Annotated in this window: 17 protein-coding genes and 1 other RNA gene; 7 read left to right on the forward strand and 11 right to left on the reverse strand. The window is 30.6% G+C overall.

The window, feature by feature from the left end; translation table 11 throughout:
• The 5 genes from FHS04_RS02675 to FHS04_RS02695 form a co-directional block, all read right to left on the reverse strand.
• Entirely contained in the window at positions 1-1,062 is a 1,062-nt protein-coding gene (locus FHS04_RS02675) for an iron-containing alcohol dehydrogenase family protein (protein WP_106678295.1), read from the reverse strand.
• A 49-nt stretch (positions 1,063-1,111) separates the two neighbouring features.
• On the reverse strand, positions 1,112-1,732 hold the full coding sequence (locus FHS04_RS02680; protein ID WP_106677551.1) for a CatA-like O-acetyltransferase: 621 nt from the start codon (positions 1,730-1,732) through the stop codon (positions 1,112-1,114).
• The gene (locus FHS04_RS02685; protein ID WP_106677549.1) at positions 1,726-2,433 is read right to left on the reverse strand and encodes an HAD family hydrolase; all 708 of its coding nucleotides are present in this window, start codon (positions 2,431-2,433) and stop codon (positions 1,726-1,728) included. Before FHS04_RS02685 ends, FHS04_RS02680 begins: the two co-directional genes overlap by 7 nt.
• Entirely contained in the window at positions 2,424-3,152 is a 729-nt protein-coding gene (gene kdsB / locus FHS04_RS02690) for a 3-deoxy-manno-octulosonate cytidylyltransferase (protein ID WP_106677547.1), read from the reverse strand. Before kdsB ends, FHS04_RS02685 begins: the two co-directional genes overlap by 10 nt.
• A gap of 65 nt (positions 3,153-3,217) precedes the next feature.
• The gene (locus tag FHS04_RS02695) at positions 3,218-4,645 is read right to left on the reverse strand and encodes an ATP-dependent DNA helicase (RefSeq protein WP_106677545.1); all 1,428 of its coding nucleotides are present in this window, start codon (positions 4,643-4,645) and stop codon (positions 3,218-3,220) included.
• Between the two features lie 126 nt (positions 4,646-4,771).
• Here FHS04_RS02695 and FHS04_RS02700 point away from each other — a divergent pair, with 126 nt between their 5' ends.
• Genes FHS04_RS02700 through rsmD form a run of 3 tightly spaced genes read left to right on the forward strand, consistent with a single transcriptional unit; the run spans position 4,772 to position 6,859 of the window.
• Positions 4,772-5,512: a hypothetical protein gene (locus FHS04_RS02700; RefSeq protein ID WP_027879097.1), complete on the forward strand. Its 741-nt coding sequence runs from the start codon at positions 4,772-4,774 to the stop codon at positions 5,510-5,512.
• Positions 5,496-6,314 carry a DUF3822 family protein gene (locus FHS04_RS02705; protein ID WP_106677543.1) on the forward strand — a complete coding sequence of 273 codons (819 nt, stop codon included), beginning with the start codon at positions 5,496-5,498 and terminating at the stop codon, positions 6,312-6,314. Before FHS04_RS02700 ends, FHS04_RS02705 begins: the two co-directional genes overlap by 17 nt.
• Complete coding sequence (gene rsmD, locus FHS04_RS02710) at positions 6,314-6,859, forward strand: 16S rRNA (guanine(966)-N(2))-methyltransferase RsmD (protein ID WP_106677541.1); 546 nt, start codon at positions 6,314-6,316, stop codon at positions 6,857-6,859. Before FHS04_RS02705 ends, rsmD begins: the two co-directional genes overlap by 1 nt.
• A 118-nt stretch (positions 6,860-6,977) precedes the next feature.
• Here rsmD and rnpB read toward each other — a convergent pair.
• Both rnpB and FHS04_RS02720 read right to left on the reverse strand, forming a co-directional pair.
• Positions 6,978-7,275: RNase P RNA component class A (gene rnpB / locus FHS04_RS02715), an RNA gene on the reverse strand.
• A gap of 97 nt (positions 7,276-7,372) precedes the next feature.
• On the reverse strand, positions 7,373-9,019 hold the full coding sequence (locus FHS04_RS02720; protein ID WP_106677539.1) for a serine hydrolase domain-containing protein: 1,647 nt from the start codon (positions 9,017-9,019) through the stop codon (positions 7,373-7,375).
• Between the two features lie 167 nt (positions 9,020-9,186).
• Here FHS04_RS02720 and dnaX point away from each other — a divergent pair, with 167 nt between their 5' ends.
• The 3 genes from dnaX to miaE are packed head-to-tail and all read left to right on the forward strand — an operon-like array spanning position 9,187 to position 12,095.
• Complete coding sequence (dnaX, locus tag FHS04_RS02725) at positions 9,187-10,908, forward strand: DNA polymerase III subunit gamma/tau (RefSeq protein WP_106677537.1); 1,722 nt, start codon at positions 9,187-9,189, stop codon at positions 10,906-10,908.
• Positions 10,909-10,925: 17 nt separating this feature from the next.
• The gene (locus tag FHS04_RS02730; RefSeq protein ID WP_106677535.1) at positions 10,926-11,507 is read left to right on the forward strand and encodes a hypothetical protein; all 582 of its coding nucleotides are present in this window, start codon (positions 10,926-10,928) and stop codon (positions 11,505-11,507) included.
• Between the two features lie 6 nt (positions 11,508-11,513).
• Positions 11,514-12,095, forward strand: a complete 582-nt coding sequence (gene miaE / locus FHS04_RS02735; RefSeq protein WP_106677534.1) for a tRNA-(ms[2]io[6]A)-hydroxylase — start codon at positions 11,514-11,516, stop codon at positions 12,093-12,095.
• A gap of 62 nt (positions 12,096-12,157) precedes the next feature.
• On the opposite strand, the gene FHS04_RS02740 is transcribed toward miaE, so the two are convergent.
• The 4 genes from FHS04_RS02740 to FHS04_RS02755 form a co-directional block, all read right to left on the reverse strand.
• A complete protein-coding gene (locus FHS04_RS02740; protein WP_106677532.1) occupies positions 12,158-12,688 on the reverse strand; it encodes a porin family protein in 531 nt (176 codons plus the stop codon).
• Between the two features lie 98 nt (positions 12,689-12,786).
• On the reverse strand, positions 12,787-13,698 hold the full coding sequence (locus FHS04_RS02745; protein WP_106677530.1) for a Ppx/GppA phosphatase family protein: 912 nt from the start codon (positions 13,696-13,698) through the stop codon (positions 12,787-12,789).
• Positions 13,699-13,701: 3 nt separating this feature from the next.
• Positions 13,702-15,759, reverse strand: a complete 2,058-nt coding sequence (gene ppk1, locus FHS04_RS02750) for a polyphosphate kinase 1 (protein ID WP_106677528.1) — start codon at positions 15,757-15,759, stop codon at positions 13,702-13,704.
• Between the two features lie 39 nt (positions 15,760-15,798).
• Entirely contained in the window at positions 15,799-16,287 is a 489-nt protein-coding gene (locus FHS04_RS02755) for a SixA phosphatase family protein (protein WP_106677526.1), read from the reverse strand.
• 354 nt (positions 16,288-16,641) lie between these two features.
• Between FHS04_RS02755 and FHS04_RS02760 the strand changes: the two genes are divergently transcribed.
• Positions 16,642-22,063, forward strand: a 5,422-nt coding sequence (locus FHS04_RS02760) for a hypothetical protein (protein WP_183408359.1), incomplete at its 3' end; no start/stop codon positions are given.

Raw genomic sequence — 22,063 nt, forward strand, 5'->3', positions numbered from 1 at the left:
TTACATTTTTTGGTAGAGTGCCTTTAAGACTTCTGGTGTTATTTTTTTCTTCCAGTTTTTTCCTATTGCGTTTTCCCATAATGGTTCTAGGCTTAATGCTACACCAATCATGGTATCAAATTCTTTATCTTTTAAATTGGCACAAATACCTTGTGGTAATTGTATGTTATGCTTTTCTTTCATTTGTTTGAAAAGTTTAACGCCTTCTGGATAATATTCCTCTAAATGATCAAACACTATACAGTTACCTATACCATGTTTTACACCTAATAAATATCCTAAACCATAACTCATAGCATGAGCAACACCTACTTGAGAATACGCAATACTCATCCCGCCATGCCAGCTAGCCATCATTAATTTATCTTGGGCTTCTTCTGCTGTGAGATGATCTGATAAGAAAATTTCTTTACACAACTCATAAGCAGTTTCACCATAAGTTTTACTAAAAGCATTTAAGTATGTTCCATTTAAAGACTCTATGCAATGTACATAACAATCCATACCTGTGTAAAACCACTGGTCTTTAGGTACATCTTTAGTTAATTCTGGATCTAATATAACTTGATCAAATGGAGTAAAATCACTATTAATGCCTAACTTACGTTCTGGACCTGTTAATATTGTTGTTCTAGACACTTCTGCTCCTGTACCTGATATGGTTGGCACACCAACATGATATACTGCAGGATTTTTAACTAAATCCCAACCCTGATAATCTTTAGATTCTCCATCGTTATTTAGCATAATAGATACTGCTTTAGCTACATCCATAATGCATCCACCACCAATACCAATAATACCAGATGGTCGTTCTTTATAATCTAATATTATTTGTTCTACTAACTGATCTATTTGTGATGTTTTTGGCTCTTCTGCTGCTGAGACGTATATTATTTTGTCGTCATAAGCTAAAGGAATTCGTGAAGTTAACCAAGCATTACCTTTAAAGACATCATCTACAAAATATATAAATGGAGCATTTCTGTTTACACGCTTAGGTTCTAATATTTCTCCTAGCTGACTGAAACTGCCTCGTCCAAAAACAATTTTGGACACCATTGGAAAATTTTTGAATTGCATTAACTAGTTTTCTTATTTTGTAAATTTATTATTTATTTAGGTGTTTCTGAAATATTTCTGAAAATAAACCAATATGATATCCATCTGCAAGCGCGTGATTTACACTTATAGCTACATTTATTTTTAATTGGTTATTCCTTTTTACTGCTTTACCAAAAGCTAATTTTGGTACAGAGTCTTTTAAGCCAGAAACTGGTTCTTTATGTCCTGTAAAATCTACCCAAGGTAGTGCAGAACAATGTATACAATCTAATCCGTTTTTAGGTGGATATAATTGATCTGTGTTATTAATTCTTTGTTTTTCTAAATGTAAATTATTTAAAAATACATCTAAATTTTTATCATAGTTTACAAAAGAAAATCCAAAAGTTTTATCTTCTCTAGATATCGTTGGTGATGCATTTATAACATCATAACTAACTACTTTATCTTCTATTATTCTATACTTTAAATTTTCTACATTATTAATTGCTATCAAACACGCATGCAAATAGACACCAAAAAAACTTAGGTTATTATCCTTAGAAAATTGATAGGTTTTAGTTACATCAAAAGGAATAGTTACAGCAAAATATGGGTCTTTAAAATTGGCAAAGTGATTAAAAAGCTGCTTTCTTTCCCAGGTTTCTATATCTATAGTTTTTAACATTGTAATAATTGTGGTATTTCTTTCAAAGTTTTTAAAGTATGAAATTGATTATTACTATTTGCATCTAATTTAACTTCTTCATGTGCCCAAGTGGTATGAAAAGGAACATGAATTGCTTTTGATTTAATATTTATTAAAGGTAAGATATCTGATTTTAAAGAGTTTCCTATCATTAAAAATTCTTTAGGATTGATGTCTAAATGATTTAATAATTTAGAGTAATTAGCTTCTTTTTTATCACTTAAAACTTCTATATGATGAAAATAATCTAACAGTCCCGATTTTTCAAGTTTTCTTTCTTGGTCTAATAAGTCTCCTTTTGTGGCTACAATTAATTTATATTTAGTTGAGAGTTTTTTTAACACTTCTTCTACACCATCTAAAAGCTCTACATCTTTATTAATCATGCCCTTACCAATATCTAAAATTTTTGAAATGACTTTATTAGAGACTGTTCCATTTGATAACTCTATAGCCATTTCGACCATTGATAATACAAAACCTTTTACACCATAACCATAAACAGGAAGGTTTTTCATCTCCATTTTAAATAGTTCTTGATCTATTTTATTAGGTGTTTCAAATTGACTTAATAGATTAGCAAATTCTGTTTCCGCATCTCTAAAGTAGGTTTCGTTAACCCAAAGTGTATCATCTGCGTCAAAACCTATTACTTTAATATTGTCGTAATTTATTTCCATAGCTTTTTTGCACGTTCAAGGTCTTCTGGTGTATCAATTTCTACTCCTTGTACATTAGTTTCGACCATTTTAATTTTTTTTCCGTATTCTAAATATCTTAGTTGTTCTAGTTTTTCTGATGCTTCTAGTGTTAACATAGGAAAATGATAAAAATCTAATAACGCTTGTTTTCTAAATGCATAAACACCTTTGTGTTTGTAGTATTTTACGTTAACATTTTCATCTCTAGGATAAGGAATTGGACTTCTTGAAAAATAAAGCGCTAGGTTATTTTTATCTAAAACTACTTTTACAGTATTAGGATTTTTAATTTCTTCTTTATCTTTAATATGTACCATTAAAGACGCTAAATCTATTTCTTTATTTGGATCGTTTTTAAAAACATTTATTAATTTTTTCAAGGAATCAACTTCTGTAAAAGGCTCGTCTCCTTGTACGTTAACTACTATATCTACATCTAAATCTTCTACTGCTTCTGCTATCCTATCACTTCCACATTGATGTTCTTTTTTACTCATCATAACATTACCATCAATATGTTTTATTTCGTCATAAATAATTTGACTATCTGTTACAACTAACACGTCGTCAAATAAATTGGTGTTAACTGTAGCTTCATAGGTACGGGTAATTACTGGTTTTCCGTTAAGGTCTTGCATAAGTTTACCGGGAAAACGAGAAGCACTGTAACGTGCTGGTATCATGGCAATGATTTTCATATTTTATTTTGAAAAATTACTATTCAAAAATAGTCTATTAATGTTAATTATTGGTAGGTATTGCTTTAATTTTCTTCGAAAAATTCGTCTTTAAAACCTATTAAATACAGTTTTTCTTTAGCTCTGGTTACTGCTGTGTATAGCCAACGTAGGTAATCGCGATCAATCCCATTTGGGAGATAAGGTTGTTCTACAAAAACAGTGTTCCATTGTCCTCCTTGCGATTTATGGCAAGTAATGGCGTAAGAAAACTTAACTTGAAGAGCATTAAAATGTGGGTTATTCTTGATTTTTAGGAACTTTTTATAGTTACTCGTTTCATCCTCATAATCTTTTTGTACTTCTTCATAAAGTTTATTTGATTCTTCATAAGACAGTGATGGTGATTCGGCAGTTATCGTATCTAAAAGTAGAACGGTTTCAAAAGGTTTCATTTTAGGATAATCTACCATTTTTACTTTTACTTCTGCAAATTTAAAACCATATAATTCTTTAAAACTAAAGATTTCTAAGACTTCAATAATATCTCCGTTAGCAATAAAACCTGCTTCGGTATTTGGCTTTATCCAAAAATAATTGTTTTTAACTACCATTAGATAATCTCCTGCTGCAAGTTCGTTTTCACTAAATAGAATTCGGCTTCTAATTTGTTGATTATATAAATTAGCACGTTTATTACTTCTAACAATTATACTTGTCTCTTCATATCCTAAAGTGCTGTAAGCATCGTTTATGGCATCCATAATCTCATAACCATCAACTAACCTAACTATATCTTTAAAAGGTTTTAAGTTAAATTTAAAGCTTTCAAAAAACTCGTCTGCTAACGCTTCTCTTAATAAAGTTGCATTTTCTAAAATCCCAGAATCTAAACCTTGACGTGTTACTTCATCTAACTCCATTTTTGTAACAGATTTGTTATAGTTTAGATTTAGTGTGTTTTCATTTAAAGCTGGACTTAAATCTAACTTTACTGGAGGCAACTGTGCTGTATCACCAATTAAAAGTAACTTACATTTATGTCCTTGGTATACATACTGCATTAAATCGTCCAACAAAGACCCGTTAGCATATAATTTAGAATCGTAAGGTGTGTCTGGTATCATAGACGCTTCGTCTACAATAAATATGGTGTTTTTATGTTTGTTTGGTTGTAAAACAAAATTAACGCCACCACCTTTATTTTTTTTAGGAAAATATATTTTTTTATGAATTGTAAAGGCTTCTTTTTTTGAGTAATTAGATATCACTTTTGCTGCTCTACCTGTTGGAGCCATTAATACTGCACTTTTTTTTGCTTTCCATAAATTAGTTACAATAGTACCTATAATTGTTGTTTTTCCTGTACCGGCGTAACCTTTTAATAAAAAAACGCTATCTGTAGTATCTTTAAAAATAAATTCTGAAAGTTGTAAAAGTAAAATGTCTTGTTTTGCGGTTGGTTTAAATGGAAATTGCTGTTTTATAAGGGAATAAAATTCTGAACTAGTCATTAAGGCACAAGGTTTAAAAACTTTTTCTCAAATATATAAATCATTTTTACCAACAAATGGTTTTTACGAATAAAAAAAAATTGTAGATTTGTCACTGACCTTAATTATATTTTAATAAAAAACACTATGCTAAATTTAATATTAATTATTATTGGTGCCATTCTTTTAACCTTTGCAATTGTATGGCTAATTGACAAATATTTACCTTCAAAAGTAAAACCTGTAATTGTAATTGCACTTTGGGCTTTAATTATTCTTTTAGGTTATTTAACTTTTGACTCTGTTTATGGAGAAATTAAATTTAATCAATTAAAAGTAAAGCGTTATGCTGCTGCAATTGAAAAATTAAAAGATATTAGAGATTCTGAATTAGCATACAGAGAAGTAAACGGAAAGTTTACAAAAAGCTACGATACTTTAATTAAGTTTATTGAAAATGGTCAATTTACAATTATAGAAAGACGCGACTCTAGTGTTGTTGACGAAGAAAGAACCAAGGCTTATGGTGGTGTAGAAATGTTTAAAGATATTGTAATTACAGATACTATTGGATACGTGCCTGTAAAAGATAGTTTGTTTAAAACTTCTACTAGATATAAAACAATGATGGATGTACCAAATGCTAAACCTGGTACTAAATTTACTTTAAATGCAGGAGAGCTAACAGATGGAGATAATAAAATACCTGTATTTGAAGCGTTTGTTAAAAAAGACGATTTATTATTTGACCAACCTAAAGATTTAGTTTCTAAAGAAAAAGAAGTATTATCTGTAGAAGGTGTTAACGGAGATGCTTTACGTGTTGGATCTATGGACGAAGTTAAAACTGTAGGAAACTGGCCAAAAACTTATGGCAATAACGAATAATACACATAATATTTTAACCAACCTAGAACTGTCCATTCAACTAAGTTTGAGTGGACTTTCTTTTTGTATCCTAAACACAGATACAAATACCATTATAGATTTACAAAATGTAAACTTTACAAAAAAAACACCGTTAGATTTATTAGATGCTGTAAAGCATCAGTTTAACTCTAATCCTAAACTAGATCAAGCGTTTAATAAAGTAACTGTTATTCATGAAAACGAATGGTCTACTCTAGTTCCTAAACCATTATTTGACGAAGAAAATTTAGCAGATTATTTAAAATTTAACACCAAAATTTTAAAAACAGACTTTATTACTTTTGATGATATTAAACAAAATGATAGTGTCAATGTTTATGTACCATTTACAAACATAAACAATTACTTATTTGACAAGTTTGGAAGTTTTACTTACAAACATTTTTCTACAGTATTAATTGAGCAATTATTGACTTTAGAAAAAAATAACAACACTTCTAAAGTATACGTTAATGTAAATACAGAAAGCTTTGAAGTAGTAGCATTTAACTCAGGTAAATTAGCACTTTACAATACGTATAATTATCAAACTAAAGAAGATTTTATCTATTATTTACTCTTTACTTTAGAGCAATTACAGCTCAATCCAGAAACTATCGAGCTTGTCTTTTTAGGAAATTTAGATAAAGAACATCCTATTTATAAAATAGCTTACAAGTATGTAAGACATGTTAATTTTGGTAATAGATTTGACACATTCGCTTTCGCGGAAAAACCAACAAATAACTATTCTAATTTCACTTTATTAAAAAGTCTCTAATGCGTATTATATCCGGAAAATACAAAGGACGAAAGTTAGTTGCACCAAAAAAACTACCTGTTAGACCAACAACAGATATGGCTAAAGAAGCCTTATTTAACATCCTTAATAATCGATATTATTTTGATGAAATTTCAGTATTAGATTTATTTGCTGGTACGGGTAATATCAGTTACGAATTTGCATCACGAGGCACCGAAAACATTACCTGCGTTGATCAAAATTATGGATGTATAAAATACATTAATGAAACTGCTGAAAGTTTTGAAATGTCTATCAACACCATTAAAAGTGATGTATTTAGCTTTTTAGAAAATCATCAACAACCTTACACTATTATTTTTGCAGATCCACCATATGAATTTCCTGTGGAAGAATTTGCAAAAATCCCAGAATTGGTCTTTCAAAATAACCTATTAGAAAAAGATGGACTTTTAATTTTAGAACACTCTAAACATACCGACTTATCAGGTCTAGCGCAGTATTCTTATTCTAAAAGTTATGGCGGTAATATGTTCAGTTTTTTTGAACTGACAGAAGAATAGTATTCTTAAAACCAAATTATAATTCCGAGCAATCGAGGAATTTCATCCTTATTTGATTTCTCACTTTGTTAGAAATGACAAAAATTAAAAAACCACCTTAAAAAAGGTGGTTTCTTTATAAAATAGTAAATCTATAAGCCGGATTCTGTACGCAAAAGCGTCCTTATCATTTATCTGAATGTGCTGTTACCAACACACTTTAGCTACCTACCCTTTAACATCGTGCGTGCAGCACTCAAACGTTAATATACATGGTATTGCACCTTATAGAGTTTACCTGATTTCACTACAGCATGACCTGTACATTCTTTCTGTTGCACTTTTCCTCACCTTTCGGCGGATGGCTGTTAACCACTATAATTGCACTATGGTGTCCGGACTTTCCTCTAAATTCTCGCGAAAGCGGGAATCTCAAAAAAAGAGAGACTCAATCAAATTGAGTTTTTAGCGATAAGGCGATTTACTGGTGCTAAATTACGATAAACTAATGTATGTATTTGTATAAAATAATAATTATATTTTTTTAAATAAAACATCTATAATTTTAAGACCAACTATAGAGTTATTGTTATCTCTAAGAAAGGTTATTAGGTCAGAAGAGTAATCAAAAGCATCTTTTTCAAGAGGTATAATCTCATTTTTCCAAGCACCATTTCTGCTAAAAACAAAAAGTTTACCGTCTATTAGTTTGATTTTTTTACTGATTTGAAAATCTGCATTAAAATATTGTCCTTCAAATTCTTTTAATTCCTTTTCGTTGTAAGTAGTAGGATTGTATTCTTTAAATAGCCAAGGTAATTGGTTTTCAGAATCATAATATTTATAACTTTTTTTATTAGACTCTAAGTCAAAAACAACTAATTTATCATTAAACATAAATTGATTATTTCCCATAGATTTTAATCTTGTTATTTCTACTCCATCAGTCGTTAGTACAGTAAGTTCATCATTTTTAAGTTGAATTGTGTTTGTTTTAATTGTCTCTACATCGCTTCCGGCAAAGAGATAACTTCCTTCATATAATTTTAGCTCTTTTTTTGAAAGCTTTACTTTTTTCACCTTTCCGCTATTTTTTGTTTCGTTATTGAAATTATTTTTAGGAATGTATAAGTCAACTAACTTAAAAAACTGATCTTCAAAATCTGAATCAAAGGTATTTTGTGTAGTAAAAAACATCATATCTAATTCAGGAAAATAAAGATATTTAGAAACAAAGCCGCCTAATATCATTCCGTCAAAACCAAATGCTTGATAGTTATTATAAGTTTCAAACTCTACTCCTAAACCATAATCGATAGTATTACCATTATTTAACTTGGCTTTGGTATGCATTTTTTTATATAATTCAGAATGTTGATTTTTAATTTTCTGTAAACCTATATGCCACTTAAACATATCTTTTGGAGTGGTAAGTACTTGTCCGTCGCCATCGTAAACAAAAGCGTGTAAATGTGATTTATAGAAATTGTCTTCATCTTTTACATATCCTATTGCTCTGTTTTTAATAATAGTGTAAGTGCTTGATTTCTTTATTGTATTTTCCATTCCGAATGGTTCAAAAACATCTTCTTGCATAAAATTTGCAAAAGACTTCCCAGAAACTTTAGTTACAATATCAGCCAATAAGATATAGTTTGAATTTGTGTATTGAAAATACTCGCCTGGTTTGAAGTTCAATGATGTCATTTTTGTAATAAAATTCATCATTTGCGATTGTGTGAGTAAATCATTCTTAGTTAAATCTGCAATTCCCGCAATGCCATCTACTTCTTTGATGCCACTTGTTTGATTTAATAATTGTTCAATGGTTGGATTTCCTTTTTGATATTGAGGTAGATTATTTATGTATTTATAAGCAGGCTCTTTAATAGATAATTTACCTTGTTCTTCTAGCAAAAGTATAGCGTATGCAGTAAATTGTTTAGCAATTGAACCGATGTCAAAAACTGTTTTGTTTGTAATTGGTATGTCATAATCTAAATTAGATATTCCATATTGTTTTTCTACTAAGATTTCTTCGCCTTTAGAAACTATAATTGAAAAACCAGGTGTGTTATCTTCTACTTGATAAATTTTATCAACTTCAGCATCTAAATTTTGGCAAAACCCAAATGTTGATAAAAGTGTAAGAAAAGTAAAAGCAGTCAGTTTTTTTATCATTTTAATTCTTTTATGTAAGGACAAGAATAATTATCTTATGTTACAGTCAATATAATAATTAAAAAAAATATTACTCTTCAATTTTTGTTAATAACTCAAAATAAATTGGAGCAACAAACTTCCTTTTTATTAAGCTATTTTTTAAATTTGTATTCAATCTAATGTCTATGGAACATTTTGTAGTATCAGCCAGAAAATACAGACCACAAACCTTTAAGGATGTTGTTGGTCAATCTGCTATTACAAACACTTTACTTAATGCCATAGAAAACAATCATCTAGCACAAGCATTGTTATTTACTGGTCCACGTGGTGTTGGTAAAACGACTTGCGCACGTATTTTGGCAAAGATGATTAACAGTGAAGGCAATGAAAACTCTGAAGAAGATTACGCCTTTAATATTTTTGAGTTAGATGCAGCTTCCAACAACTCTGTAGACGATATTAGAAACTTAACCGATCAAGTTCGTATTCCGCCACAAGTTGGTAAGTACAAAGTTTATATTATTGATGAGGTACATATGTTATCTCAAGCCGCTTTTAACGCTTTTTTAAAGACTTTAGAAGAGCCACCAAAACATTGTATTTTTATTTTAGCAACTACTGAAAAACATAAAATAATCCCAACTATTTTATCACGTTGTCAAATTTTTGATTTTAAACGTATTACAGTTAAAGACGCTAAAGAGTATTTAAAATACATTGCAGAAGAGCAAGGTGTAAATGCAGAAGATGATGCGTTACATATCATCGCTCAAAAAGCAGATGGTGCTATGCGTGATGCACTTTCAATCTTTGATCGTGTAGTTAGTTTTTCTGGTAAAGATTTAACAAGACAAGCAGTTACAGAAAATTTAAACGTATTAGATTACGAAACTTACTTTGAAAGTACAGACCTTATTTTAGACAATAAAATCCCTGAGTTATTACTTCAATTTAATAAGACATTAGCAAAAGGTTTTGATGGTCATCATTACATTGCTGGACTTGCATCACATTTTAGAGATTTATTAGTTTGTAAAAACCCAGCTACGATAGAACTTTTAGAAGTTGGAGAAGACACTAAAAAGAAGTACGAAAATCAAGCTACAAAATCAAGTCAGCAGTTTTTAATACAAGCTATAAATCTGGCTAACGACTGTGATTTGAAATATAGAAGCAGTAAAAACCAACGACTTCTGGTCGAACTTACTTTAATGCAACTTGCCTCTATCACTTTTGATGGAGAAAAAAAAAAAAATAGCAGACGTTACATAATTCCACCTAGTTACTTCAGAAAAAAAGGTATTACACCTATTCCTGTTAAAAAACCAGTAGAAGCTTCTTCTAAAAACGAAACACAAAAAGTAAATCCAGAGCTTAAACAATTTGTAGAACCGCCAAAACCTAAAATTGTATTAGAAAAAGGTATAGCATCTGCAAAAAAACGAACATCTGGATTATCTTTAAAAAGTATAAGAGCAAAAAAAGAACATGAAATAAAACAACTAGATGTTGTTGTTGATGAAGAAAACCTACCAAAAGAACCTTTCACTCAAGAAGAACTAACCAATCATTGGAATTTATTTGTTAACGAAATTGAAGCCAAGGGACAATTTAACCTTGCTTCTATCCTATCTATAGACAAGCCTAAACTAGCCGAAGATGGTGTAACCGTAAAATTAACTTTTCCTAACGCGACAAATAAAGTTGAAGTAGAACGTCAATCGTATGATTTGATGTCTTATTTACGTAAAAGTCTAAACAATTATGATATTAATTTAGACATTACTGTAGATGAAGTGATGGAAAAAAAATACGCTTATACACCAATTGAAAAATATGAAAAACTAAAAGAAAAAAATCCTAATATCGAATTACTAAGAAAGGCTTTTGATTTAGATGTTTAAATTGTAACTTTATAATTATGAACAAGTTTACAGTACTACTTTTAGGAATAATCATTACGCTTATTAGTTGTGATGCTAGAGATAAAATTAATAGATCACCTAAAGATATTTTAAAAGAAAAAAACTTATTAGAATCTTTTTCAGAACGTGTTTCTTACTTTCCTAAAGAATATGCTGAAGTTAAAACAGATACTATTTTAAGTAATGGCTATCATGTAAATGTAAAAACTTTTACAGATATGAAGTCTTCATACTTAAGACAATTTAAACACGACTCTATAAACTATAAATATCATTACAGAGATTATAAAGCCCAAATTGTAGCACGTCAAAACAAAATTATTTTTAATGATGTTATTGATAAACAATATATTTTAAAACATGATAAAACGGTTTCTTACTATATGGAAACTTCAATTTTAAAAAGTGTTTGGGTAAATCAAGAAGAAAGTTTAAACCAAAATAAATTGGTTTTAAACATCCTTTTTACACAACCAAAATCTAATACAGAAAAACTTTTTGAATTAGTAATAGACAATAAAGGTGATAAAAAACTAATCAACCTTACAGATTTAGATCATAACTACTTAACTGCTTAAAAAAATATGCTTGGACTAAAATTACCAACAGATCCACGTTGGGTTAATATTGTAGAAAAAAATATAGAAGAAATCCTTACAGACCATGCCTTTTGTGAGCAAAAAGCAACAAGTACTGCGATTTCTTTAATAGTAAGTTTTCCTGAATATACAGAGCTTGTTCAAGAAATGACTGCTTTAGTTAAAGAAGAAATGAGCCATTTTAAAATGGTACATGATAAGATTATAGAACGTGGTTGGACTTTAGGTAGAGATAGAAAAGATGAGTATGTAATTCAACTTTTAAAATTCTTCCCTAAAGGCGGAAGCAGAACAGATCAATTAGTACACAGACTATTATATGCTGCACTAATTGAAGCCAGAAGTTGCGAGCGTTTTAGATTACTTTCTGAAGAATTAAAAGATAAAGAATTAGCCGAGTTTTATAGACGATTAATGGTTAGTGAAGCTAATCATTACACCATGTTTTTAGGATATGCTCGTAAATACGGTAACCGAGAAGAAGTAGATAAAAAATGGCAAAATTTATTAGATTATGAAGCCCAAATTATGAAAGATTTAGGTACAAAAGAAACCATACACGGATAAATATAAAAAGCCTTTTCTGAATTAGAAAAGGCTTTTTTAACACTTATTATTTATTGAATATATTAGAATTTCACTCCAAATCCTATTTGCATTGTATTTCCTTTAAATTCTACACCTAATTCATCATCAACTAGGTTTTGTAATCCATACTTATATCTAAAGTCTAAGAAAAACTCATCAGTTAACATGTAGTCAATTCCAGCTACACCAGAAAATGTAAAGTTTTTAATGCCGTCATCATACTCATGAGCTTTTAAACTAGCTTGTGGTCCAACTGCTAAAGCAAAATTATTAGATAAGTTAAACTTAAATAAAACTGGTAATTGGATATAGTTAATTCTCAATTCTTCTTCTTTAGAACCTTCTGCTGAAAACTGAATTTCTGGAGCAATATCAATTAAGTTTGATAACTTATACTCTCCAAAAAAACCAATCATAAATCCATTTCTGTGAGTGTGAGGCGTATCATCAAACTGATCTTCAAAATCTAAATCAGAAATATTAATACCAGCTCTAACTCCATAAACAGAGTTTTGAGAAAATCCATAAAAAGAAGCTAAGATTAAAGTAAAGAAAAGAATAGTTTTTTTCATATTTTAAAAGTTATAAGAGGTTGAGTTTAGTTTTTATAATCTTATTAGTAAATATATATATTATTATTTAATCTATCACAATAAACAGATAAAGTGTACTATTTTAACTTTGTATGACTCTTAACCGTATCATTATATATACTTTTTATAATACCATCTGCTAGTCCAATTTTTGGAACATAGATATCTTTTGCGCCACTCCATTTCATTGCAGAAAGATAAATACGTGTTGCAGGTATAATTACATCTGCTCTATCTTGATTTAAGTCTAGTTGAGATATACGTTCTTCGTAAGAGTATGTTTGTAAGGTATTATAGTAAGAAGTAAGGTAAAAATAGGATAATGGTTTACCTAAAGATTTTCCTGAAATTTTAAAAATTTTATTAATGTTTCCTCCAGATCCAATAACATCAATTTTTTCGAATCTTGATGTTTCAGTTTTTATCCATTCTTCAAGTTCTTGCCAAGCTTCTTTTTTTACTACATCATTTAAAAGTCTTACAGTTCCTATTTTAAATGATTTTGACGATATTTTTTCCCCTTTATCTATTACAGAAAACTCAGTACTACCGCCTCCTACATCTACGTATAGATAAGTTTTATTTTCATCAATGTAACTTTGAAGGTCTGTTGCAGCAATAATAGCAGCTTCTTCTTCTCCTCCTATAATATCTATTTTAATACCTGTTTCTTCTAATACTAAATCTGCTATTTGCTTACCATTTTTTGCTTCTCGCATTGCAGACGTTGCACAAGCTTTGTACCTAACAACATTATGTGTTTGCATTAACAAACTAAACGCTTGCATGGTTTTAAGCATACGTTCTTTATTATTTTTAGAAATCTTTTCTTTTATAAATACATCTGCACCAAGACGAACAGGAACACGCACTAACGAACTTTTTTTAAAGCGTACTGGTTTACCTTTTTCTTCTATAATATTTGAAATTAGTAGTCTTACAGCGTTAGACCCAATGTCTATTGCAGCGTATTTTTGTATGGTTAGCATTATTTAGTTTAGTTTTTCTTTTAAATAATCATAAGTTGCAAATTGAGACCTTAATTTAGGTTTATCGTTTTTACGATAATTATTTTTTTGAGTTTTGTCTAATAGTCTTGCTTTTGCATTATCATTCCAACAGATATCGAATATATCTAATAATTCTTGTTTAATATCATCTTGATAGATTGGGCAGGATACTTCTACTCTATTATCTATATTTCTTGTCATCCAATCTGCAGAAGAGATGTATACTTTTGTATCGTTATTATTACAGAAAATGTATAGCCTAGTGTGTTCTAAGAACTTGTCTACGATACTTATTACTTCAATGTTTTCACTAACACCTTTTACTCCAGGAACAAGACAACAAATACCTCTAACAATCATTTGAATTTTTACACCAGCTTTGCTTGCTTCGTATAGCTTATCAATCATTTTATAGCTTGATATACTATTCATTTTTAATTTAATAAAAGCTGGTTTGCCTTGTTTAACATTTTCTATTTCGTTATCAATTAAACGAAAAAATTTATCTTTTGTATAATGTGGCGAGGTAATTATGTGTTTATATCTGTAAATTTTATAGTTAACTTCAAAAAAGTTGAATACTTTATTGATGTCTTTTAATATTTTTTGATTGGCTGTAAATAACGTAAAATCTGTATAAACACGTGCAGTAGACTCATTAAAATTACCTGTGCTTATAAAGCCATAACGTTTAGTTTTCTTTCCTTCTTCACGCTCTATTACACACATTTTACTGTGTACTTTTAATCCTTGTACTCCAAAAATTAGGTTAACACCTTCGCGCTGCATTTGTTCCGCGTAAGCAATATTTGCTTCTTCATCAAAACGTGCTTGAATTTCCATAGAAACAGTAACTTTTTTACCGTTTTTTGCAGCATTGATTAGAGAACTTGCTACATGAGATATCTGTGCTAATCTATAAATTGTAATTTTTATTGATTTTACTTTTGGGTCTAAAGCTGCTTCGCGTAAAAACTTAACGACATATGTAAATGTATGATATGGTGCATATTGTAAATAATCTTTTTCAGATATAGACTCAAAAATACTGTCTTGTAGGCTTAAACCTTTAACTTGTAATGGTGTGATTTTATCGTAAAGCAAATCTGTTCTACCTAAACTAGGAAAATCCATATAATCTCTCCTATTATGATAACGTCCACCTGGTATTATACTATCTGTATTATCTATACCCATAATTGACATTAAAAAGTTTAACGTCGTTTTATCTATAGTTTTATCGTAAACAAATCTTACTGGCTCGCCAATTAATCTATCCTTAACGCTATCACTAATTTTTTCCATAAAACTTTTAGACAAATCGCTGTCTAAATCCAACTCTGCATCACGTGTAATTTTTATCATATGCGCAGAAATATTTTTATAGCTAAAAACGTTAAAAATATCGTCTAAAAATAAACGCAACATATCATCTAACATAATGATATACTGTTTGTTGTCTATTTTTGGAAGCACAATAAATCGTTGCATTGATCTAGAAATTTCTATCAAAGCATATTGGCTAGAATTATCTTCTAAAACCATATTTATTGCTAAATATGCATTACTATCTTTTAGGTTAGGAAGTTCTATATCTGGGTTTAAAATAATAGTTACTAAGGCTGGACTAACTTTTTCTAAAAAATACTTTTTAAGAAACTCTTTTTGAGATTTATTAACCTTATTTTCTTTTATAATAAAGATGTTTTCTGCTTCTAATTCTTTTTGAATTTTGCTTAAAATTTTAAGGCTTTCTGTTTGATGTCCAATAACAGTATTTGTTATTATCTCTAACAACTCTGATGCCTTAATACCTCCAAGTTGACTTTTACCTGCTTTACCTGCATAGTCAATACGTTTTACTGTAGCATAACGTACTTTAAAAAATTCGTCTAAATTATTAGAAAAAATACCTAAAAAACGTAATCTTTCAATTAACGGAACAGTCTCATCTGCTGCTTCTTGTAAAACTCGGTGATTAAATTGAAGCCAGCTTAACTCTCTATTAATGTACTTATTATCTATAATATGGTTGTTCATTTGACGAATTTTTACTACAAATATATTTAATTAGATTGGCTATTTTAAATGTTTAGGGAATACAATTCGTGTTGTTTTACCAAATTTAACCTTTTGCCAACATTGAGTATTAAATTCTATTTGAACAAATCCAGAAGTTGGTAAATTTTCTATATAACTATCTCCTAGCTGATTACATAAATCTGTAAGCGCATAATTGTGTCCAAATATTGCTAAAGTATTCACAGAATCGTCACAGTTGTAGATTTGATTTAATACAGCTTCTCCAGAAAAATCATAAAGCTCTTTTTTAAGTTGAAATTTGACGTCAAAAAGATCTAAATTTTTAATGTAATTTTTAGAAGTTGTACATGCACGATTTGCTGTACTAGATAATATTAAATCTGGCTTTTTAAAATCTTCTTTTATATGTTTTGACACTAAATCAATATCCGTAAAACCTCTTTTTTTTAAGGGTCTATCGTGATCTGGTAAATTATATTTCCATGAAGATTTACCATGTCGAAATAACTGTAAAGTTTTGTCCATAATGATTATTTAAATGATTATTCTAGAGATTTTTAGAGTCGAAAATGTATTTTATCGATTAAATATACGCTATATCATTTTTTTTTGATTTTAATAATATTTACAACTTGATTTGTATTGCTATTAATTAATTTCACCCTTGAATCTAAAAACTAAGAACCTACTAAACTATTCCCTTAAGCAAAATAGTAGCACTTTAAATGTATGTAATTTTTTTAAAAATTATGAAGTAAAACAGTGTTATATGCGTATTAGTTCTAGAAACATTTATATTTTAAGTAATAAGTTAATTATATTGCAATTAATTACTGTTTTTGTGTGTACTATATATGTTCTAAATCAATTTTTGTCGTTTTGAAAAAACTTAACCCAATAGTAAAGTGCTATAAAGTACTTTTAATATTAGCTGTATCATTAATTGCCACAATTAGTACAGCTCAAGTAAAAAAACCATTTACGCTTAGATACCAAAGTAGTATTAATGGTGATGTTATTGTTGTTGGAAACAATACTGTTTCTAGAAGTGCTACAGCAAACTATAATGGATCTGATGGTAATCATGACTTTTCAGATAACGTTTATGTAGACATTGATAACGATTTTACTACATTTAACTCTAGTAGCGCAAACTTAACAAACCCTTATCCGGGCGATCCTTGCTTAGCTATAGATAAAGTTTTACTTTATTGGGCTGCAGCCGATAAAGGTTTGGTTGTTGGTAACGGTAACAATACTGTAGAGCTAGATAATCAACCAGGTTGGAATTATAACCAAGTAAAAATAATGCTACCTGGACAAACAAGCTACACTACTGTTTCTGCAGATGATGTTATTTTTAGAGGTCGTGATGAAAATCCTCACTTTGTTAATGATGCTTACATCTGTGTAAAAGATATCACTAATAATGTTATAAATAACAGCAATGCATTTGGTAAGTATCAAGTTGCTAATGTTGAAGGAAGACAAGGGTATTTATATTCTCATGACGGAAATAACACAGGTACTTCTGGAGGTTGGCAGCTAGTAGTTGTTTATAAAAGTGATCAATTAAAAAGAAAAAACATATCTTTTTTTGATGGTTATGCAAATGTAACTAGCTCCAACAATAATTTTAATATTAATTTTAGCGGCTTTCAAACAATTCCAACAGGAGCTGTAAAATCTGATATAGTAATTGGAGCTTTAGAAGGCGATCGTGATTTATCAGGAGACAGATTACAAATGCTTAACTCTTCAAACGTGTTCGAAGATTTAGATGCGCCTTTAAGAAATTCAAATAACTTTTTTAATAGTAGAATTACTAATGGAAATAGCAACTTTACAGATCGAAATCCAGCAAGTACAAACACTTTAGGTTTTGACTCAGCTCATTTTCATTTAGATAATTCAGGAAATAATCTTCTACATAATAATCAAACATCAACAACCTTAAGACTAACTTCAAATCAAGAAGCATATGGTCTATATCTATTAGGTTTAGCTGTAGAGGTTTATGAACCTAAATTAGATCCTATTGTATATACAGCTACACCAAATACTATTACTCCTAATAGTAACCCTCAAACAGTAACATATAATGCGTCCACCACTAATAACGGTAATGATGATGCTACAAATATAAGCTTTGTTACAACGGTTCCTATTGGATCAGAACTAGTACAACCTATAACAGGATTACCATCAGGATTAACTTATTCTTACAATTCTAGCACAAGAGAATTAACATTTACTGCTGCAGATGGATTATTGGATGTTGGAGAAACATTAAGTTTTGCTTTTGATGTAACTGTAAATGATCAATGTTATTACCTAGAAAACGGATGTTCTACAACTTTAAGCTCACAACTTTCGGCTTCTTACTCAGGATTTATCAATAATCACAATACTACCATAGTAAGTTCTAATAGTTTAGATGAATGTAAGCAAGGTAATAATTTATCAACTACAGTAACAGTTAACCCTCCAGCACCAGCAACTTGGATTACGCCACCTAATGAATTAGATAGAACTGTAGAGTGTGATAATACAAATGCCTTAAATAATGCTCAAAATTTAGCTCCTGTAGCAAGTTGTAACAACCTTATCCCTATAAAAACATCAGGCAACTTTATGCCAGATCCATCTTGCCCTTCTAACGGAACTATAACAAACACATGGTCATTTACCGATGCTTGTGGTAATACAATAGAAGATTACACTCAAGTTATTACTATTGTAGACACGACAGGACCTGTAATTGACACAGAATCTTTTGACTTTACAGTACAATGTGATGGAAATGGTAATACTGACCAATTTAACAATTGGTTAGCCAATAATGGTAACGCTGTTGCTTATGATGAATGCGGCGGACCAATAACTTGGTCTAATACTATTACAAACACAACCGATGATTGTGGTGAAACTGGTAGTACAACTGTTACTTTTACAGCTACTGATGAATGCGGAAACTCATCTTCTACTACAGCTACTTTTACAATAATTGATACATTACCGCCAACAATTGTAGGTTTTCCTTCTAATGTAGATAATAGTCAACCTTCATGTGTTGATGTTCCTGTATTAAGTTTTGAAAATTATACTGAAGAAACTGGTGATGGAAACAATAATACGTTTTTACAAGGAGAAGTTTTTAGATTTACTGAAATTGCACCAGGAGTAGACGCCTTAGTTAATATTGTAGCAACTGTTAATACTACAATTCCTGTTTTCGATGATAATTCTACAGGAAGCGATTCTTTTAGACCTAGAACTGCTTTTTCAATAGCAAACAATGGAGATAGAGCTTATACAGAATTTAGATTCGATTTTGTTCAAGCCGGAACTACAACACCAACTAGTTTACCTGAATTCTATTCTAATTTTAATGATATTGATGGTAATAATAATTTTGGAGAAGTAAACTGGACTCAGTTTACAAATAGTTATACTGTAAATGATCCTACAGATTTAACCATTACAGAAGAAGGTCCTTGGATAGTTGCTACCTCTGGAACTACAGAATATACAGGTGTTACTAACGCTAATCCTCAAGCTAATTTTACTACTAGAAATACAGATGCAACAAGTTTTTCTTTTAGAGTTGGTGTTGAAGCCAGAAAAAATAATGTTTCTGGTAGTGGAAGACAGCATAATATTGAATTTACTTGTATTTCTAATTATACAAATGCCGTTACTATTTCTGAAGAAATAACAATTGAATGTGACGAATTACAACCTGCGGAAGATTTAACAGCTACTGATGAATGTGGAAGTGCTACTATTAATTTTGAAGAAACAACAACTCCAGGAACTTGTGAAAATGAATTTACAGTAGAAAGAACTTGGACTGCTACAGATGAATGCGGAAATACAACAACAAGAACTTTAATCATTAATGTTGTAGATACTACTCCTCCAACATTTACTGTGCCTGCCGATGTAACTATTAATTGTGAGCAAGATCCTAATGATTTAACACTTACTGGTGACGTAACTGATGAAGCAGATAATTGCGACACGACTTTAGATGCAACTTTTAGCGATCAAGAAGATACTTCTGCTGGAAACTGTAGCAGCGAATCTATCATCACTAGAACGTGGACTTTAACTGATGATTGTGGGAACACTACAACTCAAACACAAATCATTACTATTCAAGATTCAACAGCGCCTACTTTTACGGCACCAGCTGATATTGAAATTTTTACTGATGCGTCTTGTAACTATGATGCGTCTATAGCACAAACAGGCGACGTTACGGATGAAGCCGATAACTGTTCAACTTCTCTTGAGGCAACATTTACTGATGTAGTTACTCCTGATTCTTGTGAAGGATCGTATATCATTACAAGAACATGGACTTTAACTGATGATTGTGGGAATGCTGCAGCTGATCAAATACAAACAATAACTGTTACGGATAATACTGCTCCTACTTTTACAGCGCCAGCTGATACTGAAATTTTTACTGATGCGTCTTGTAACTATGATGCGTCGGTAGCACAAACAGGTGATGTTACTGATGAAGTGGATAATTGTTCAACTTCTCTTGATGCCACATTTACTGATGTGGTTACTGATGGCTCTTGCGAAGGATCGTATATCATTACTAGAACATGGACTCTAACTGATGATTGTGGAAACACTGCTACCGAGCAAACTCAAACCATTACTGTTACAGATAATACGGCACCTACGTTTACGGCGCCTACTGATATTGAAATTTTTACTGATGCGTCTTGTAACTATGATGCTTCTGTAACTCAAACAGGTGATGTAACAGATGAAGCGGATAACTGTTCTGCTTCTATTGAGGCAACATTTACTGATGTGGTTACTGCGGGTTCTTGTGAAGGTTCGTATATCATTACGAGAACATGGTCTTTAACTGATGATTGTGGGAACACTGCGACTGAGCAAACTCAAACTATTACTGTTACTGATAATACTGCGCCTACGTTTACGGCACCAGCTGATATTGAAATTTTTACTGATGCGTCTTGTAACTATGATGCTTCTGTAACTCAAACAGGTGATGTAACGGATGAAGCGGATAATTGTTCAGCTTCGCTTGATACCACATTTACTGATGTGGTTACTGCTGGTTCTTGTGAAGGTTCATATATAATAACAAGAACTTGGTCTTTAATTGACGACTGTGGTAATGCTGCTGATGACCAAATACAAACTATTACTGTTACTGATAATACTGCGCCTACGTTTACGGCTCCAGCTGATATTGAAATTTTTACTGATGCGTCTTGTAACTATGATGCTTCTGTAACTCAAACAGGTGATGTAACGGATGAAGCGGATAATTGTTCAGCTTCGCTTGAGGCAACATTTACTGATATGGTTACTGCTGGTTCTTGTGAAGGTTCATATATAATAACAAGAACTTGGTCTTTAATTGACGACTGTGGTAATGCTGCTGATGACCAAAAACAAACAATAACTGTTACTGATAATATAATTCCAGATATATCTTCATGTGATGTTAAGGATACTATTTTAGAGTGTAATGGTAATGATAATGAAACTATAGCTACAACTTGGAATACTACTAATATTAATGAATTAACTTCTTGTGCTACGGATAATTGTTCTTCTAATTTAACTGTAACATCTGACTTTGACTTTAATAACTTTGTTAATGCTTGTGGTTATGGTGGTACTATTACTGTAAACTATACGGTAGCTGATGATTGTGGAAACATAGCCTCTACTTCAGCAACGTTAACTATTGAAGATACTACTCCTCCTACATTTACTGCTCCAGTTGATATCGAGATTTTTGTTGATTCTGATTGTAATTATAGCGCCAACTTATCAATTACCGGTGATGTTATTGATGAAGCGGATAACTGTTCTTCTCATCCAGAAGCTACATATATTGATACATTATCAGACGGTAACTGCGAAGGTTCATATATAATAACAAGGACTTGGTCTTTAGTTGACGATTGTGGTAATGCTGCAGCAGATCAAATTCAAATTATAACTGTTACGGACAACACAAGTCCAGATATATCTGCTTGCGATGTTAAGGATACTACTTTGGAATGTAATGGAAATGACAATGAAACAATAGCAGCTGATTGGAACACTTCTAATATAAATGAATTAACTTCTTGCGCAACAGATAATTGTTCTTCTAATTTAACTGTAACATCTGACTTTGACTTTAACAACTTTGTTAGTACTTGTGGTCTTGGTGGTACAATCACCATTAACTATACCGTAGCGGATGATTGTGGGAACATAGCTTCTACTTCAGCAACGTTAACTTTATCTG

Source organism: Mesoflavibacter zeaxanthinifaciens subsp. sabulilitoris (assembly GCF_014191595.1).
GTDB lineage: Bacteria > Bacteroidota > Bacteroidia > Flavobacteriales > Flavobacteriaceae > Mesoflavibacter > Mesoflavibacter zeaxanthinifaciens.

Coding starts and splice junctions, on each gene's coding strand:
- FHS04_RS02675 (WP_106678295.1), bottom strand. CDS start 1,062: ATGGTGTCCAAAATTGTTTTTGGACGAGGCAGTTTCAGTCAGCTAGGA.
- FHS04_RS02720 (WP_106677539.1), bottom strand. CDS start 9,019: ATGATAAAAAAACTGACTGCTTTTACTTTTCTTACACTTTTATCAACA.
- kdsB (WP_106677547.1), bottom strand. CDS start 3,152: ATGAAAATCATTGCCATGATACCAGCACGTTACAGTGCTTCTCGTTTT.
- FHS04_RS02695 (WP_106677545.1), bottom strand. CDS start 4,645: ATGACTAGTTCAGAATTTTATTCCCTTATAAAACAGCAATTTCCATTT.
- FHS04_RS02705 (WP_106677543.1), top strand. CDS start 5,496: ATGGCAATAACGAATAATACACATAATATTTTAACCAACCTAGAACTG.
- FHS04_RS02755 (WP_106677526.1), bottom strand. CDS start 16,287: ATGGACAAAACTTTACAGTTATTTCGACATGGTAAATCTTCATGGAAA.
- FHS04_RS02700 (WP_027879097.1), top strand. CDS start 4,772: ATGCTAAATTTAATATTAATTATTATTGGTGCCATTCTTTTAACCTTT.
- FHS04_RS02745 (WP_106677530.1), bottom strand. CDS start 13,698: ATGCTAACCATACAAAAATACGCTGCAATAGACATTGGGTCTAACGCT.
- FHS04_RS02680 (WP_106677551.1), bottom strand. CDS start 1,732: ATGTTAAAAACTATAGATATAGAAACCTGGGAAAGAAAGCAGCTTTTT.
- rsmD (WP_106677541.1), top strand. CDS start 6,314: ATGCGTATTATATCCGGAAAATACAAAGGACGAAAGTTAGTTGCACCA.
- miaE (WP_106677534.1), top strand. CDS start 11,514: ATGCTTGGACTAAAATTACCAACAGATCCACGTTGGGTTAATATTGTA.
- ppk1 (WP_106677528.1), bottom strand. CDS start 15,759: ATGAACAACCATATTATAGATAATAAGTACATTAATAGAGAGTTAAGC.
- FHS04_RS02685 (WP_106677549.1), bottom strand. CDS start 2,433: ATGGAAATAAATTACGACAATATTAAAGTAATAGGTTTTGACGCAGAT.
- FHS04_RS02730 (WP_106677535.1), top strand. CDS start 10,926: ATGAACAAGTTTACAGTACTACTTTTAGGAATAATCATTACGCTTATT.
- FHS04_RS02740 (WP_106677532.1), bottom strand. CDS start 12,688: ATGAAAAAAACTATTCTTTTCTTTACTTTAATCTTAGCTTCTTTTTAT.
- dnaX (WP_106677537.1), top strand. CDS start 9,187: ATGGAACATTTTGTAGTATCAGCCAGAAAATACAGACCACAAACCTTT.